13 protein-coding genes and 1 pseudogene are annotated in these 15,069 nt (G+C 57.7%); 10 read left to right on the top strand and 4 right to left on the bottom strand.

The window, feature by feature from the left end:
* Together LG31_RS20675 and ptsG are read left to right on the top strand one after the other, a co-directional pair.
* Positions 1–210 (top strand): annotated as a pseudogene (locus LG31_RS20675) (MalM family protein); the annotation flags it as partial.
* Positions 211–630: 420 nt separating this feature from the next.
* Positions 631–2,061 (top strand): PTS glucose transporter subunit IIBC, encoded by a 1,431-nt coding sequence (gene ptsG / locus LG31_RS0119695; protein ID WP_033116101.1) that lies wholly within the window; start codon positions 631–633, stop codon positions 2,059–2,061.
* Positions 2,062–2,234: 173 nt separating this feature from the next.
* On the opposite strand, the gene LG31_RS0119690 is transcribed toward ptsG, so the two are convergent.
* From LG31_RS0119690 to map, 4 genes are all read right to left on the bottom strand, one after another.
* On the bottom strand, positions 2,235–2,618 hold the full coding sequence (locus LG31_RS0119690) for a DUF3461 family protein (RefSeq protein ID WP_033116100.1): 384 nt from the start codon (positions 2,616–2,618) through the stop codon (positions 2,235–2,237).
* A gap of 127 nt (positions 2,619–2,745) precedes the next feature.
* Entirely contained in the window at positions 2,746–3,573 is an 828-nt protein-coding gene (gene dapD, locus LG31_RS0119685; protein ID WP_033116099.1) for a 2,3,4,5-tetrahydropyridine-2,6-dicarboxylate N-succinyltransferase, read from the bottom strand.
* Between the two features lie 173 nt (positions 3,574–3,746).
* Entirely contained in the window at positions 3,747–6,383 is a 2,637-nt protein-coding gene (gene glnD, locus LG31_RS0119680; RefSeq protein ID WP_033116098.1) for a bifunctional uridylyltransferase/uridylyl-removing protein GlnD, read from the bottom strand.
* Between the two features lie 85 nt (positions 6,384–6,468).
* Entirely contained in the window at positions 6,469–7,257 is a 789-nt protein-coding gene (gene map, locus LG31_RS0119675) for a type I methionyl aminopeptidase (RefSeq protein ID WP_033116097.1), read from the bottom strand.
* Between the two features lie 369 nt (positions 7,258–7,626).
* Between map and rpsB the strand changes: the two genes are divergently transcribed.
* The 8 genes from rpsB (at position 7,627) to rseP (ending at position 15,035) form a co-directional block, all read left to right on the top strand.
* Entirely contained in the window at positions 7,627–8,355 is a 729-nt protein-coding gene (gene rpsB, locus LG31_RS0119670) for a 30S ribosomal protein S2 (protein WP_005303470.1), read from the top strand.
* A gap of 104 nt (positions 8,356–8,459) precedes the next feature.
* Positions 8,460–9,341 (top strand): translation elongation factor Ts, encoded by an 882-nt coding sequence (tsf, locus tag LG31_RS0119665; protein ID WP_033116096.1) that lies wholly within the window; start codon positions 8,460–8,462, stop codon positions 9,339–9,341.
* A 71-nt stretch (positions 9,342–9,412) separates the two neighbouring features.
* Positions 9,413–10,147, top strand: a complete 735-nt coding sequence (gene pyrH / locus LG31_RS0119660) for a UMP kinase (protein ID WP_033116095.1) — start codon at positions 9,413–9,415, stop codon at positions 10,145–10,147.
* Positions 10,148–10,195: 48 nt separating this feature from the next.
* Entirely contained in the window at positions 10,196–10,753 is a 558-nt protein-coding gene (frr, locus tag LG31_RS0119655; protein WP_033116094.1) for a ribosome recycling factor, read from the top strand.
* A 72-nt stretch (positions 10,754–10,825) separates the two neighbouring features.
* A complete protein-coding gene (gene uppS, locus LG31_RS0119650; RefSeq protein ID WP_033116093.1) occupies positions 10,826–11,602 on the top strand; it encodes a polyprenyl diphosphate synthase in 777 nt (258 codons plus the stop codon).
* Between the two features lie 27 nt (positions 11,603–11,629).
* Entirely contained in the window at positions 11,630–12,487 is an 858-nt protein-coding gene (locus tag LG31_RS0119645; RefSeq protein WP_033116092.1) for a phosphatidate cytidylyltransferase, read from the top strand.
* Positions 12,487–13,683, top strand: coding sequence for a 1-deoxy-D-xylulose-5-phosphate reductoisomerase (ispC, locus tag LG31_RS0119640; protein ID WP_033116091.1), 1,197 nt, complete (start codon positions 12,487–12,489; stop codon positions 13,681–13,683). Before LG31_RS0119645 ends, ispC begins: the two co-directional genes overlap by 1 nt.
* A complete protein-coding gene (gene rseP, locus LG31_RS0119635) occupies positions 13,683–15,035 on the top strand; it encodes a sigma E protease regulator RseP (protein WP_033116090.1) in 1,353 nt (450 codons plus the stop codon). The genes ispC and rseP overlap by 1 nt, the downstream gene beginning before the upstream one ends.
* Positions 15,036–15,069 lie beyond the last annotated feature (34 nt).

The raw sequence follows: 15,069 nt of genomic DNA, 5'->3' as shown, positions 1-15,069 counted from the left end.
GTTGCAACAAGAGCCGCAGCCCCCGCCCCCGCCAAACCGGTTCCGGCCATGCTGAGTGAAACCGAAGCCTTCTATCAATCCCAGATCGAGAAGGCGGTGAAAGCGGGCGATATCGACAAGGCGATGCAGCTGGTCAATGAAGCCGAACGTGCAGGGTCGACCAAAGCGAAACAGGTATTTGTCGATGCGGTGAAGCGCTCGCAAAAATAAGCTCAAGCAAATTTGAGTGAGCACTATATTTATTAAGGCCTCCCTTGTTGGAGGCCTTTTTAATCGGTAAACTGTAATAATAGAGAATGAGCTTGTTACATTGAGTTACATGCTGTTTCTGTGTGTATTGTTTGGAATAATAAAAATACAAAGCGAAACTGTATTTTATATTTAAGTGTAATAGAGTAATTGTGCCGAACTGCGTTCACCAAATATATGTAATTCCGCCTCCAGAACAAGTTGTGATCTCCCCTCCAAAATCAATATTCCTCTCGCATCGAAAGCAGAAATTTACGACCCGCTGGGTTATATTCTGATGGTCAAAATAAGCAAACCCCATTCGATAATATTTCGATGAAGAGTCGTTAGTTCATCCTAATAAATCGTTCAGGGACGACAATCCATTCAGGAGCGCACACAATGTTGAAAAATGCTTTCGCTAATCTGCAAAAGGTTGGTAAGGCGCTGATGCTGCCAGTATCAGTCCTGCCAGTTGCAGGTATTCTGTTGGGGGTGGGTGCTGCCCACTTCAGCTGGATGCCGGAAATTGTTTCCCAGTTGATGGAACAGGCCGGTGGTTCCGTATTTGGCCAGATGGCCCTGCTGTTCGCAGTGGGTGTAGCCCTTGGCTTTACCAATAACGACGGTGTATCCGGTCTGTCTGCCATCGTTGGCTACGGCATCATGGTCGCGACTCTGAAGGTAATGGCACCTGTGATGGGTGTTGAAACCATCGAGACCGGTGTGCTGGGTGGTATCCTGGCCGGTGGTATCGCTGCCTGGGCCTTCAACCGCTTCTACAAGATCCAGCTGCCCGAGTATCTGGGTTTCTTCGCCGGCAAGCGTGCCGTACCCATCATCACCGGTTTCCTCTCTATCGGTCTGGGTGTCATCCTCTCCGTAATTTGGCCGCCTGTAGGTGGCGCTATCGGTGCCTTCTCTGACTGGGCTGCCAACCAGAACCCGGTACTGGCCTTCGGTATCTACGGTGTGGTTGAGCGCTCTCTGATCCCGTTCGGTCTGCACCACATTTGGAACGTACCGTTCTTCTATCAGGCTGGTACCTGCGTCAACGGTGCCGGTGAAACTGTTCACGGTATCATGACCTGCTTCCTGACCGCTGATGACGCGTCCCGCGCTGCCGGTAACGGCTTCGGTCAGCTGGCTGGTGGCTACCTGTTCAAAATGTTCGGTCTGCCTGCTGCTGCGTTTGCCATCGCTCACGCTGCCAAGCCGGAAAACCGCGCCAAGGTAGTGGGTATCATGGCCTCTGCAGCCCTGACCTCTTTCCTGACCGGTATTACCGAGCCGATCGAGTTCTCCTTCCTGTTCGTTGCTCCGGTTCTGTACGCCATCCACGCTGTACTGGCTGGTCTGGCTTACGTGCTGACCAACACTCTGGGTATCGTACACGGTCACACCTTCTCCAACGGTTTCATCGACTTCGTTGTTCAGTCCCCGCGTGCCAGCCACATGATGCTGTTGGTTGGTCTGGGTCTGGTATACGCTGCCATCTACTACGTGGTATTCAGCTTCGTTATCCGTGCCATGAACCTGAAAACTCCGGGTCGTGAAGACGAGAGCACCGAGTCCACTGTTGGTCAAGGCAAGGACGAAATGTCTGCCGCTCTGGTTGCTGCCTTCGGTGGTAAAGAGAACATCGCTTCTCTGGATGCCTGCATCACCCGTCTGCGTGTTGGCGTGAAAGATGTAGCCAAGGTTGACCAGGCTGGTCTGAAGAAACTGGGTGCTGCCGGTGTGGTAGTGGCTGGTTCCGGCGTACAAGCCATCTTCGGTACCAAGTCCGACAACCTGAAAACCGATATGGACATCTGGATGAAGAGCAACTAATTCAGTTGCCTGACATCAGGTTCCGGAAGAGGGAGGCGCAAGCCTCCCTCTTCTTTTTGTATTCAGTTTGGGCGCAGGTCAATGAGTCCATCGTGAAGCTGTGGACAGGTATTGCTGGTACGCGGCAATAAAAAGAGCGCCACATCGGGCGCTCTTTAAGCAATGGGGGAGGGTTAGAGTTTCTCCAGATCCCGCTCAATCTCGCTGATCTTGTTCTGCACTACCTTCTCCAGATGGCGCAAGTCGCGCAGGATCTTCTGCTTGATGTCCGGGTCGGCATGAACATGAACGCCCTGGGTCAGGCTGTCGAGCTCGTCCACCACGTATTTCAGGTTGGCGTTGATCTCGGTGACATCCTTGTACTCGTGGGTGCCCGAGTCGACCAGCATGGTTTTGCGCTGGCGCGGGTATTTGAATTTGACACTCTTGGCGAAGAACTCGCCCTTCTGCTTCTTGAAGTAGATCTTGAGGATGTCGTGGTTGGCCTCCTGGCGCAGGGTGTAGCTGTCGACGGAGGCGGGATCCTGGATCCCCAGGCTCTTGAGATTCTCGTACATCAGGCTTCCTCGGTTTGAAACGATCCTGTCCCATCTATCTTAACCGAGCTTGTGGTGCTTGCCTGTGACAGCGGCGCCAAAATCAAAAGGGCGCCATCAGGCGCCCTTTAACTCACAGCAAAACGGCTTACTCGTCGATGGAGCGCAGCAGGGCGTTGATGCCGACCTTGGCGCGGGTCTTGGCATCCACCTTCTTGACGATCACGGCGGCGTAGAGGCTGTACTTGCCGCACTTGGAGGGCAGGGAGCCGGAGACGACCACGGAGCCAGCCGGTACGCGGCCGTAGTGGATTTCGCCGGTTTCGCGGTCATAGATGCGGGTGGACTGGCCGATGAAGACGCCCATGGAGATGACGGAACCTTCCTCGACGATAACCCCTTCAACCACTTCGGAGCGGGCACCGATAAAGCAGTTGTCTTCGATGATGGTCGGGTTGGCCTGCAGCGGCTCCAGTACACCACCGATGCCGACACCGCCGGAGAGGTGCACGTTTTTGCCGATCTGGGCGCAGGAACCGACGGTGGCCCAGGTGTCGACCATGGTGCCTTCGTCAACGTAGGCGCCGATATTGACGTAGGAGGGCATCAGCACGGTATTGGGGGCGATAAAGGAGCCTTTGCGGGCGGTCGCCGGCGGCACCACGCGTACACCGGCAGCCTTGAACTGCTCTTCGGTGTAGTTGGAGAACTTGAGGGGAACCTTGTCGTAGTACTGGGCGTCGTCGCCCTTGATGATGCCGTTGTCGTTGATACGGAACGAGAGCAGTACCGCCTTCTTCAGCCACTGATGAACAACCCACTCACCGGCGATCTTCTCGGCAACCCGGGCCTTGCCGGAGTCCAGCAGCTCGATGACTTGCAGGATGGCGGATTTGGTAGCGCTGTCCACAGTGCTCGGGGTAATGGTGTCGCGGCGCTCGAAGGCCGCTTCAATGATCTGTTGCAACTCGGTCATGACAGGTTTCCTTTAAAAAATTCTGTTTGTTGTATCACACTTTTCCGACTGTTTTTAAGTGGCTGACCGGAATTCTTCCGGCCAGCGACCATTTCTTTCATATTTCCCAGCCAACCATTTGTTTGGTATGGGAAAACGGAGGTGAAAACAGCCTCTTTCGAATCAGATTGCACTCACTCCATGACAAATTGCTGCGGATTGAGCTGATGTACCAGCCGCTCTTCCAGCTGCAGTTGCTGCTCCGCCGTCAATGGCTCGCCATCAAGGCTGGTCAGACTGAAAAAGTCCTCGACCCGTTCGCCGAAGGTGGCGATCTTGGCGGCGTGCAGCGACAGGCCACACTGCTGGAATACTGCACCGATCCGCGCCAGCAGGCCGGGAGTATCGAGGGCGGTCAGCTCCATCAAAGTGTGGCGGCTCTCCCCTTTATGGGGCAGGAAGACCACCCGGGTCGGCACGCTGAACTGGCGGTGGCGCCGCGACAGCGGCTTGTTGCGCAGCACCAGTTTGCCTGGCTCCTGCAGCGCCTTCTCCAGCGCCTTCTTGATGGTGGCGGTGCGGTTGGGGCTGATGGGTTCGCCGTTGGGCTCAAGCACCACAAAGGTATCGAGCACGAAGTTGCTGCGCGAGTTCATGATCTGGGCGTCGTGGATGTTGAGGTTCTTCTGATCCAGCGCCGAGGCGACGGTGGCAAACAGGTTCGGCGTATCGCGGCAGTAGATGAACACCTCGCTGCCACCGCGGGTCGGGTGTTTGCCGATCAGCACCAGCGGTGCCGGGTTATCGCCATGCTCGACAATGTGGCGGCAGTGCCAGGCGATCTGTTCCGGGCTGTGGCGCAGGAAGTAATCGGCCTTGAAGTCGCCCCAGAGCTGGTTGATGGCTTCTTCCGGCACGTCGCGCTGCGCCAGCAGCTGTTTGGCTTGGCGCTGGTTCTCGCGAATGCGCAGTCGCATGTCGGGCGGATTCTCCAGCCCCTGGCGCAGCGCCTTCTGGGTAGCGAAGTAGAGCTCGCGCAGCAGGGTGCCCTTCCAGTCGTTCCAGAGGGTGTCGTTGGTGGCGCAGATATCGGCTACGGTGAGGCAGTAGAGCAGGTCGAGATGCTGCTCGTCGCGCACCTTCTGGGCAAAGTCGGTAACCACATCGGGGTCATAGATATCGCGGCGCTGGGCGGTGACCGACATCAGCAGATGGTGGCGCACCAGCCAGGCGACCAGCCGGCTCTCGTAGCGATCGAGGCCGTGCAGCTGGCAGAATTCCAGCGCATCGACGGCGCCAAGTTCCGAATGATCGCCACGTCGCCCCTTGGCGATATCGTGGAACAGGGCGGCGATACTGAGCAGTTCCGGTTTGCGTAGCCGGGTGAACACCTCGTGGCAGAGCGGGTGACTCTGGCGGTTGGCCGGGTTGGGAAAGCCGTGAATGTTCTTGAGCAGCCGATGGGTGTGCTCATCGACCGTGTAGGCGTGGAACATGTCGAACTGCATCTGGCCGACGATCAGGTTCCACTGCGGCAGATAGGCCGCCAGAATACCGTACTTGTGCATCAGGCTCATCGGCAGGCCGATGCCGTTGGGGTGGCGCAGCAGCGCCATGAACAGGCGGCGGCACTCCGGCAGATCCTGCAGCCAGCAGTTGAGCTTGCGCCGCGCTTCGCGCAGCTGGCGCAGGGTGGCGGAGTGGATACCGGCAATCTCGGGATGCTGGGCCATCTGGTAGAAGAGGCGCAGGATGGCGGCGGGCTCGCGGGCGAACAGCTCAGCATCTACTGCATCGATGAGGCGGCCACGGAGCTGGAACTCGTCGGAGAGGCGGCGCACATCCATGGCGCTGTTGCCAAGAATCGCCTCGTCAAACAGTTGCAGCAGCATCTCGTTGAGCTCGGCAACCCGCCGCACCGTCTGGTAGAAGCGCTTCATCATCTGCTCGATCGGCGCGTTACCTTCCCCCTCGAAGCCCAGCATCTGGGCCACGGTGCGCTGGCGGTCGAACAGCAGGCGGTTGTCGCCCTTGTTGATGGCCATGTGCAGGGCAAAGCGCACCTTCCAGAGGAAATTCTGGCAGTCGAGCAGCTCGCGGTACTCGGCGCGGTTGAGGAAGCCGTGACTGGTCATCTCGAACAGGGTGGTGGCGCCGAAGTGGCGACGGGCGACCCAGGCGAGGGTCTGGATGTCGCGCAGGCCGCCCGGATTGCACTTGAGATCCGGCTCCAGCTTGTAGGCGGTACCGAGAAACTGCTGGTGTCGCTCCGCCTGCTCCTGGCGCTTGGCGCGAAAGAAGGCTTCGCTCGGCCAGAAGTGCTGGGGGCCGGTAGCCTCCTTGAGTTGCCGGAAACCCTCCTTGCGACCGGTGATGTAGCGCGCCTCGATCAGGTTGGTGGCCACCGTGATGTCGGCCTTGCCCTGCTCGATGCACTCCGCCACGTTGCGCACCGCCTGACCCACCTCCAGCTTGAGATCCCACAAAAGGGTGATGAACTCGCCGATGCGCAGCCCCAGCACTTCGTCCAGCTCGTCGCCGTCATAGAGGATCAGCAGGTCGATATCGGAGTGGGGGTGCAGTTCGCCACGGCCATAACCCCCCACCGCGATCAGGGTGAGATCGCTCTTGTCGAAGCCAAACTTCTGCCAGAGGCGGCAGAGCAGTTGATCCATGTATTCGGAGCGGGTGGCAACCAGCTCGATGATGTTGTCACCAGCATCGAAGCGGGCGTGCAGCCAGCCGAGAAAGCGGCTCAGGTACTCTTTGCAGTTGTCGCGGGTGAGCTGGTCGTCGGGTAACAGATGGGGGGAAAGCAGGCTGGCGTCCATGGCATCTCACACACAAGTGGCAGGCATATGGCTGAAACGGGCAGTAAAAACCCCGGCGCTTTTCGCTAAGGGCCGGGGTTCGATGTTAGCTGTGTTTGATGAAGCGGTCGATAGTGTCGTCGGGACGCAGGGTCAGCACTTCGCAGCCATCCTCGGTCACCAGCAGGGTGTGTTCCCACTGGGCTGAGTCGCCGCCATCCTTGGTGGTGACGGTCCAGCCATCCTTCGGATTGACCTTGCAGTGGTACTTCTTGCTGTTGACCATCGGCTCGATGGTGAAGCACATGCCCGCTTTCAGCTCCAGCTTGCCGCCGTTGCGGTAGTGGAGGATCTGCGGCTCTTCGTGGAATTCGGCACCGATACCGTGGCCACAGTAGTCGCGCACCACGGAGAAGCTTGCCTTCTCGACGATGGGCTGGATAACAGCGCCAATTTCGGTGATGCAGGCACCCGGGCGCACCTTCTTGATGGCGGCGTAGAGGCTCTCTTGCGCAACCTTGCAGAGCTGACGACGCAGCGGGGTGGTCTCGCCCACGATGAACATGGCGGAGGTATCGCCGTGGTAGCCATCCTTGATGACGGTGATATCGAGGTTGATGATGTCGCCATCACGCAGCTTCTTGTGGTTCGGGATGCCGTGGCAGATCACATCGTTCACCGAGGTGCAGATGGATTTGGGAAAGCCATGGTAGTTGAGCGGGGCAGGGATGGCCTGCTGCACATCAACGATGTAGTTGTGGCAAAGGGTGTTCAGTTCGTCAGTGGTGACGCCTGCTTTGACATGGGGCGCAATCATGACCAGCACATCGGCGGCCAATTGGCCGGCAACGCGCATCTTTTCAATCTCTTCCGGTGTCTTGATTTTAATGGACATGGGATCTCTCTTGCGGCCTGCCACCGGGCCTGCGAGGGCAGGCTGGACAGGTAATGAAAAATAGATGCGTTTGCAATCAGGCCAAAATTTTATCCGCAACCCCTTCGTACTTCCAGTGTGATTGTCATCACAACGTCAAATGGCAGTCGCAACCTCCGTTGACGGGATCCATATTTAGCAGTCGTTTAGCCTCGCTCCGGTGGTGTCGTGGCCAAAGTTATGATATAAAGCGCGCCGGAATGGGGAACTTGCGTCCCGATTTCATCACCCTTACTTAAACAACACACACACATCGACACATATGCCGGGGTGCCTTAACGGGTCGGTTATATGGGATGTGTGGAGGCCTAACCCCAATAGAGGTATAAAATGGCTAAAGTTTCTATGCGCGACATGCTGCAAGCCGGCGTTCACTTCGGTCACCAGACTCGTTACTGGAACCCGAAAATGAAATCCTACATCTTCGGTGCCCGCAGCAAAGTTCACATCATCAACTTGGAAAAAACCGTTCCGATGTTTGACGATGCCATGAACTTCATCAGCTCCGTAGCTGCCAAGAAAGGCAAGGTACTGTTCGTAGGTACCAAGCGTGCCGCGTCTGAAGCCGTAAAAGAAGCCGCTGAACGTTGCGACCAGTTCTATGTTAACCACCGCTGGCTGGGCGGCATGCTGACCAACTGGAAAACCGTTCGTCAGTCCATCAAGCGCCTGAAAGATCTGGAAACCCAGAGCCAAGACGGTACCTTCGACAAGCTGACCAAGAAAGAGGCGCTGATGCGTACTCGCGAAATGGAAAAGCTGGAGAAGAGCCTGGGTGGTATCAAGAACATGGGCGGCCTGCCTGACGTTCTGTTCGTTGTCGATGCCGACCACGAGCACATCGCTATCAAAGAAGCCAACAACCTGGGTATCCCGGTAGTTTCCATCGTTGATACCAACTCCAACCCGGACGGCGTTGATTACGTCATCCCGGGTAACGACGACGCTATCCGTGCTGTTCAGCTGTACCTGAATGCTGCTGCTGACACCGTACTGGAAGCTCGCGCTCAGGACATCGTTGTTCAAGCTGAACAAGATGGCTTCGTTGAAGCTGAGTAATTGATAAGGACTGCAAAGCCCTTATTAACCAAGCTGATGTAATTGGTTAGCAGGGGCCCTTGTGGCCCCTGTTTCTTGTCAATTCAAGACCGAGGATACTGGACATGGCAAACATTTCTGCCGCCCTGGTAAAAGAACTGCGCGAGCGCACCGCCGCTGGCATGATGGATTGCAAAAAAGCACTGGAAGAGGCCAACGGCGATATCGAGCTGGCCATCGAAAACATGCGTAAATCCGGTCAGGCCAAAGCCGCCAAGAAAGCTGGCCGTATCGCCGCTGAAGGTGTGATCTTCGCCCGTACCGAAGGCAACGTTGCCGTCATGATCGAGCTGAACTGCGAGACTGACTTCGTTTCCAAGGATGCTGGTTTCCTGGCCATGGGTCAGAAGATCGTCGAGATCGCTGCTACCCAGAAAATTGCTGACGTTGACGCGCTGAAAGCCGCTGACTTCGGCAACGGTGAGTCTGTAGAGCTGACCATCACCAACCTGATCGCCAAGATCGGTGAGAACATGAACCTGCGTCGCGTGATGCTGGTTGAAGGTGACAACCTGGGTACCTACGTTCACGGTTCCCGCATCGGTGTTATCACCAAGCTGACTGGCGGTACCGACGAGCTGGCCAAAGATCTGGCCATGCACGTAGCTGCCAACAGCCCGCAGTTCGTCAAGCCGGAAGATGTTTCCGCTGACGTCGTTGCCAAAGAGCGCGAAATCCAGATCGACATCGCCATCAACTCCGGCAAGCCGAAAGAGATCGCCGAGAAGATGGTTGAAGGCCGCATGAAGAAGTTCACCGGTGAGGTTTCCCTGACTGGTCAGCCGTTCGTGAAAGATCCTTCCATGACTGTTGCCGAGCTGCTGAAGAAAGAAGGCGCTGACGTTGTCTCCTTCACCCGTTTCGAAGTGGGCGAAGGCATCGAGAAGCAAGAGACCGATTTCGCTGCTGAAGTTGCAGCTCAAATCGCGGCCGCTCAGAAGGCCTAATCGAACCGGTTTTTCCGTTTCCCCAGACCGCGACTTATGTCGCGGTCTTTATATGACCAGGAATCAGTGACATGAGTACCAATCCCAAACCTGCATACAGACGTGTTCTTCTGAAGTTGAGTGGTGAAGCCCTGCAAGGCGCCGAGGGTTTCGGCATTGATCCGGCGGTGCTGGATCGGATGGCCCAAGAGATCAAGGAGCTGGTTGAGTTGGGTGTTCAGGTCGGTCTGGTCATCGGTGGCGGCAACCTGTTCCGTGGTGCCGGTCTTGCCAAAGCGGGCATGAACCGCGTGGTGGGCGACCACATGGGTATGCTGGCAACCGTGATGAACGGTCTGGCCATGCGTGATGCCCTGCATCGTGCTTATGTGAATGCCCGTCTGATGTCTGCCATCTCCCTGCAGGGGATCTGTGACTCCTACGTCTGGGCTGAAGCCATCAGCCAGCTGCGTGCAGGCAAAGTGGTGATCTTCTCTGCCGGTACTGGCAACCCCTTCTTTACTACCGATTCTGCGGCCTGTCTGCGCGGGATCGAGATCGAAGCCGACGTGGTGCTGAAAGCCACCAAGGTCGATGGTGTATACAACGAGGATCCGGTCAAGAATCCGGATGCCGTGCTGCATCATGAATTGAGTTATGATGAAGTTCTTGAAAAAGAGCTCAAGGTGATGGATCTTGCTGCCTTTACTCTGGCACGTGACCATGATCTGCCGATCCGCGTGTTCAACATGAACAAACCGGGTGCCCTGCGCCGGGTTATCATGGGTGAGCCGGAAGGTACCCTGATCCATCACGTCAGCAAATAAGATAGATGCGAGCCGCGTGGCGGCTCGTTCGCCAAAAGGAAAACCGCTGTGATCAACGAGATTAAAAACGACGCCAAGGAGCGCATGGGCAAGAGTGTCGAGTCACTCAAGACCCAGATGTCCAAGATCCGTACCGGCCGTGCTCACCCGAGCCTGCTCGACGGTATCCAGGTTGAGTACTACGGTGCGGCCACTCCGCTGAAGCAGCTGGCCAACGTGGTAGCCGAAGACTCTCGCACCCTCTCCATCTCCGTGTTTGACCGCTCCATGATCCAGGCGGTAGAGAAAGCGATCCTGACTTCCGATCTGGGCCTGAACCCCTCCAGCAACGGCCAGAGCCTGCGTGTGCCGCTGCCGCCGCTGACCGAAGAGCGTCGCCGCGACCTGACCAAGGTTGTTCGTGGTGAAGCGGAAAACGCCCGTGTCGCCGTGCGCAACATCCGTCGCGATGCCAACGCCGATCTGAAAGCGCTGCTGAAGGACAAAGAGATCTCCGAAGACGACGACCGTCGCGCCCAGGAAGAGATCCAGAAACTGACCGACTCCTTCATCAAGCTGGTCGATGAGGCCCTTGCTGCAAAGGAGAAGGAGCTAATGGAAATCTAAGCGCCTGAAAGGTATATTACGAGCGCCGTGTAGTGCCCCTGCACGGCGCTTTTGTCTTTGTGGGAGAAAACCATGTCGCTTTTGGCTGCGTTGGGTGATTGCGCCAACACCTCTTTGCCCCGTCACGTCGCCATCATCATGGATGGCAACGGCCGCTGGGCCCAGAACCGTGGCAAGATGCGGGTCTATGGGCACAAGGCTGGCGTCAAGTCGGTGCGTGAGGCGGTGACCTTTGCCGCCCGGGCCAAGATCGAAGCATTGACCCTGTTCGCCTTCTCCAGCGAGAACTGGCGTCGCCCGGAAGGGGAGGTCAGTGCCTTGATGGAGCTCTTCATTACCGTGCTGGGCCGTGAAGTGAGCAAGCTTCACAGCAACGGCATCCGGCTCAAGGTGATCGGCGATACCGCCCGCTTCAGCGAGCGGCTGCAGGCCAAGATTGCCAAGGCGGAAGCGCTGACCGCCAACAACAAGGGTTTGACCCTGAACATTGCGGCCAACTATGGCGGCCAGTGGGATATAGCCCAGGCGGCCCGCAAGCTGGCCACTGCCGTGGCGGCCGGTGAATTGTCGGCCGACCAGATTGATGAGTCCATGCTTGGCCGCGAGGTATGCATGGCCGATCTGCCCCCGGTGGATCTTCTGATCCGTACCGGTGGTGACCATCGCATCAGCAATTTTGTTTTATGGCAGCTCGCCTATGCCGAGCTCTACTTTACCCCGGTGTTGTGGCCCGATTTCAACGAGGCCGAGTTCAGTGAGGCCGTTGCCTCCTTTGTTGCCCGCGAACGCCGCTTCGGCTGTACGGGTGAACAGATCCGGGAATTGATCGCCGAGCAGCAGACCGGCTAAACCCCGCTCCCAAGAGAGAGGTTTCTTTTGCTAAAACAACGAATTATTACTGCTTTGATGTTGATCCCCCTGGTATTGGGGGCGCTTTTCTTTCTGCCATTGAAGTTTTTTGCCCTGTTGGCTGCGCTGGTCTTTTTGCTGGCCAGCCGTGAATGGAGCGGTTTTGTCTCTGCCGCCCCGCAACAATGGTTACCCATCGTATTCTGCCTGCTGCTCGGTGCCAGCCTGTTTTGGCTGCCGGTGGAGCAGCTCTGGACTCCCCATTTGCATCCGCTGGTGATGGGCGTACTCTGGACTGCCGTCAGCTGGTGGCTGCTCGGTTTGCTGCTGGTGCTGCGCTATCCCCAAAGCGCCAAGCTGTGGAAAGAGTCGGTCTGGCTCAAGTCCCTGTTTGGTCTGGTGACTCTGGTTCCCTTCTTCTGGTCACTGGTGGCCATCCGTGGTTACAACTTCTATCACGACCCCATGATGGGGGCTTGGATCCTGCTGTTCGTCATGGGACTGGTCTGGGCGGCAGATTCTGGCGCGTATTTTTTCGGCAAGGCGTTCGGTAAACACAAGCTGGCACCATCCGTGAGCCCGGGTAAAACCATCGAAGGGATGTGTGGCGGTCTCTTTACTGCCAGCCTGCTGGCGGTGGGAGTGACCTGGTTCATGGGCTTCGTACCCGCCAAGATGGGGATCGTGCTGTTCTGCTCGCTGCTGGCGGTCCTGGCCTCGGTGTTAGGCGATCTGACCGAGAGCATGTTCAAGCGTGAAGCTGGCATCAAGGATTCAGGTTCCCTGCTGCCGGGTCATGGCGGCATCCTCGACCGGATCGACAGCCTGACGGCCGCCCTGCCGGTGTTCCTGCTCAGCTATCTGCTACTCAGCCAGGAGTTCTGATGCATAAGTCTCTGGTTATTCTGGGAGCGTCCGGCTCCATTGGTCAGAGTACCCTGAAGGTGCTGCGCCACAACTCGGGCAGTTGGCAAGTACTGGCGTTGACCGCCGCCCGCAACGTGGATGCCATGTTGCGGGATTGTCTCGAATTCTCCCCCCGTTTTGCCGTGATGGTCGATGAAAAGGCTGCCCGTGAGCTGGCCGATCGTCTGCAAGCGCACGGCAGTGCGACTCGGGTCATGTCTGGTGCCGCCGCCCTCTGCGACGTAGCCGCTCACCCCGATGCTCACAGTGTGATGGCGGCCATCGTCGGTGCTGCCGGACTCGCCCCCACCATGGCCGCGGTGCGTGCCGGCAAGCGTATTCTGCTGGCCAACAAGGAGGCGTTGGTGATGTCCGGTGCCTTCTTCATGGAGGCCGTGCGTGAGCATGGTGCCGAGTTGCTGCCCATCGACAGCGAACATAACGCCATCTTCCAGTGCCTGCCGACCCACGTGCAGCGCCAGCCCGGTTTCTGCGATCTGGCTGCAGCGGGGATCAGCAAGATCCTGCTGACCGGTTCCGGTGGCCCGTTCCGTTATACCGAGGTCGACGAGCTGGCCCATGTCACGCCGGCGCAAGCCATCGCTCACCCCAACTGGTCGATGGGGGCCAAGATCTCGGTCGACTCCGCCACCATGATGAACAAGGGGCTGGAGTATATCGAGGCGCGCTGGCTGTTCAACGCGGCGCCCGAGCAGATCCAGGTGGTGATCCACCCGCAGTCGGTGATCCACTCCATGGTGCAGTACAAGGATGGCTCCGTGCTGGCGCAGCTCGGCAACCCCGATATGTGCACTCCTATCGCCCATGCGCTGGCTTATCCCAATCGCATCCCTTCCAGCGTGGAACCTTTGGATTTCTTCAGTGTCGGAGAGTTCAGCTTTATCCGGCCTGATTACGATCGCTATCCCTGCCTGGCGCTGGCCATCAATGCCTGCCACAAGGGACAGGCTGCGACCACTGCGCTCAATGCGGCCAATGAAGAGGCGGTTGCCGCCTTCCTGGCCGAGCGGATTGGCTTTATGGATATTGCCCGGATCAACGAGGCGGTTATGCTGGCGCTGGAGAGCAGTGCCGTGAGCTCCCTCGACGATCTGTTTGCCCTGGATGGAGTTGCGCGTGCTCGCGCTCGCCACCTGATTGAGGAGCTTGGCTGATGGGCGGTGTGTTGTGGAATATCGGGGCCTTTGTCGTTGCCCTTGGCCTGCTGGTCGCGGTGCACGAGTTTGGCCACTTCTGGGTTGCCCGCCGTTGCGGGGTAAAGGTTGAGCGTTTTTCTATCGGTTTTGGCAAGGCGATCTGGCGTCGCCTTGGCAAGGACGGCACCGAATACGTGCTGGCCCTGATCCCGTTGGGTGGCTACGTCAAGATGCTGGATGGCCGGGTGGATGAGCTCAAACCCGGTGACGAGCAGTATGCCTTCAACCACAAATCGGTATGGGCCCGGATGGCCATCGTTGCGGCTGGCCCCATAGCCAACTTCGTCTTTGCCCTGTTTGCCCTCTGGCTGATGTTCATGATCGGCGTGCCGGCAGTGAAACCGGTGATTGGTGAGGTACGTCCTGCTTCCATCGTGGCCGAGGCTGGCATCCTGCCGGGCATGGAGATTGTCGGGGTCGGTGATGAGCAGACCGGCGACTGGGAGAGCGTCACTTATGCCCTGCTGAGCCATCTGGGCGATCAGTCGGTCACCCTCAAGGTGAAAGCCCCTCAGACCAGCTATGCCACCGACAAGAATCTGTCGCTGGATAGCTGGAAGTTTGATCCGGACCGGGAATCCCCGATCGGCAGCTTGGGGATCGTGCCCCTTGGTGGCAAGGTATTGCCAGTGGTGTCGGCCGTGGTAGCCAAGAGTGCCAGTGAAAAGGCGGGTTTGCAGGTTGGCGATCGCATCAAGCGGGTCGGCGAACAGGAGATCACCGAGTGGGCCCAGTTCGTCGAACTGGTACAGCACGCACCGGGTGCGCCGCTGCAGGTAGTGGTCGAGCGCAACAACCGCGACCTTGATGTGACCCTGACCCCGGATACCAGAAAGGTGCAGGGCAAACTGGTTGGTTTTGTCGGCCTCTCGCCGCAACTGGTTCCATTACCGGATGAATACCGAATTCTGTTACAGTATGGCCCTTTGCAGGCCCTGTGGCAGGGAGCCCAGAAGACTTGGAGCCTGATCACGCTCACCTTTGACATGATCGGCAAGCTGGTTGCTGGCATAGTGTCGCTGGACAATCTGAGCGGCCCCATCTCCATTGCCAAGGGGGCGGGCAGCAGTGCCGACTACGGTTTGGTCTATTTCTTGAGTTTTCTGGCGCTGATCAGCGTCAACCTGGGGATCATCAACTTGTTCCCCCTGCCGGTGCTCGATGGTGGCCATCTGGTCTATTTCCTTATCGAAGCGGTCACTGGCAAACCGGTGTCGGAGAGAATTCAGGAAGTGGGTTTCAGGATCGGTGCCGCCATTCTGATGTTATTGATGGGCATTGCGCTGTTTAACGATTTCGCTCGCCTCTGAGGCCAGAGCATCAACAAGGACACATAAGAACAAA

This window comes from Aeromonas lacus, from assembly GCF_000764665.1.
GTDB lineage: Bacteria > Pseudomonadota > Gammaproteobacteria > Enterobacterales > Aeromonadaceae > Aeromonas > Aeromonas lacus.
This window is presented reverse-complemented; position numbering and strand designations above follow the sequence as displayed.

Bases quoted from the DNA above. Each gene is read 5' to 3' on its own strand.
- ptsG (WP_033116101.1), top strand. From the start codon at position 631: ATGTTGAAAAATGCTTTCGCTAATCTGCAAAAGGTTGGTAAGGCGCTG.
- LG31_RS0119690 (WP_033116100.1), bottom strand. From the start codon at position 2,618: ATGTACGAGAATCTCAAGAGCCTGGGGATCCAGGATCCCGCCTCCGTC.
- dapD (WP_033116099.1), bottom strand. From the start codon at position 3,573: ATGACCGAGTTGCAACAGATCATTGAAGCGGCCTTCGAGCGCCGCGAC.
- glnD (WP_033116098.1), bottom strand. From the start codon at position 6,383: ATGGACGCCAGCCTGCTTTCCCCCCATCTGTTACCCGACGACCAGCTC.
- map (WP_033116097.1), bottom strand. From the start codon at position 7,257: ATGTCCATTAAAATCAAGACACCGGAAGAGATTGAAAAGATGCGCGTT.
- rpsB (WP_005303470.1), top strand. From the start codon at position 7,627: ATGGCTAAAGTTTCTATGCGCGACATGCTGCAAGCCGGCGTTCACTTC.
- tsf (WP_033116096.1), top strand. From the start codon at position 8,460: ATGGCAAACATTTCTGCCGCCCTGGTAAAAGAACTGCGCGAGCGCACC.
- pyrH (WP_033116095.1), top strand. From the start codon at position 9,413: ATGAGTACCAATCCCAAACCTGCATACAGACGTGTTCTTCTGAAGTTG.
- uppS (WP_033116093.1), top strand. From the start codon at position 10,826: ATGTCGCTTTTGGCTGCGTTGGGTGATTGCGCCAACACCTCTTTGCCC.
- ispC (WP_033116091.1), top strand. From the start codon at position 12,487: ATGCATAAGTCTCTGGTTATTCTGGGAGCGTCCGGCTCCATTGGTCAG.
- rseP (WP_033116090.1), top strand. From the start codon at position 13,683: ATGGGCGGTGTGTTGTGGAATATCGGGGCCTTTGTCGTTGCCCTTGGC.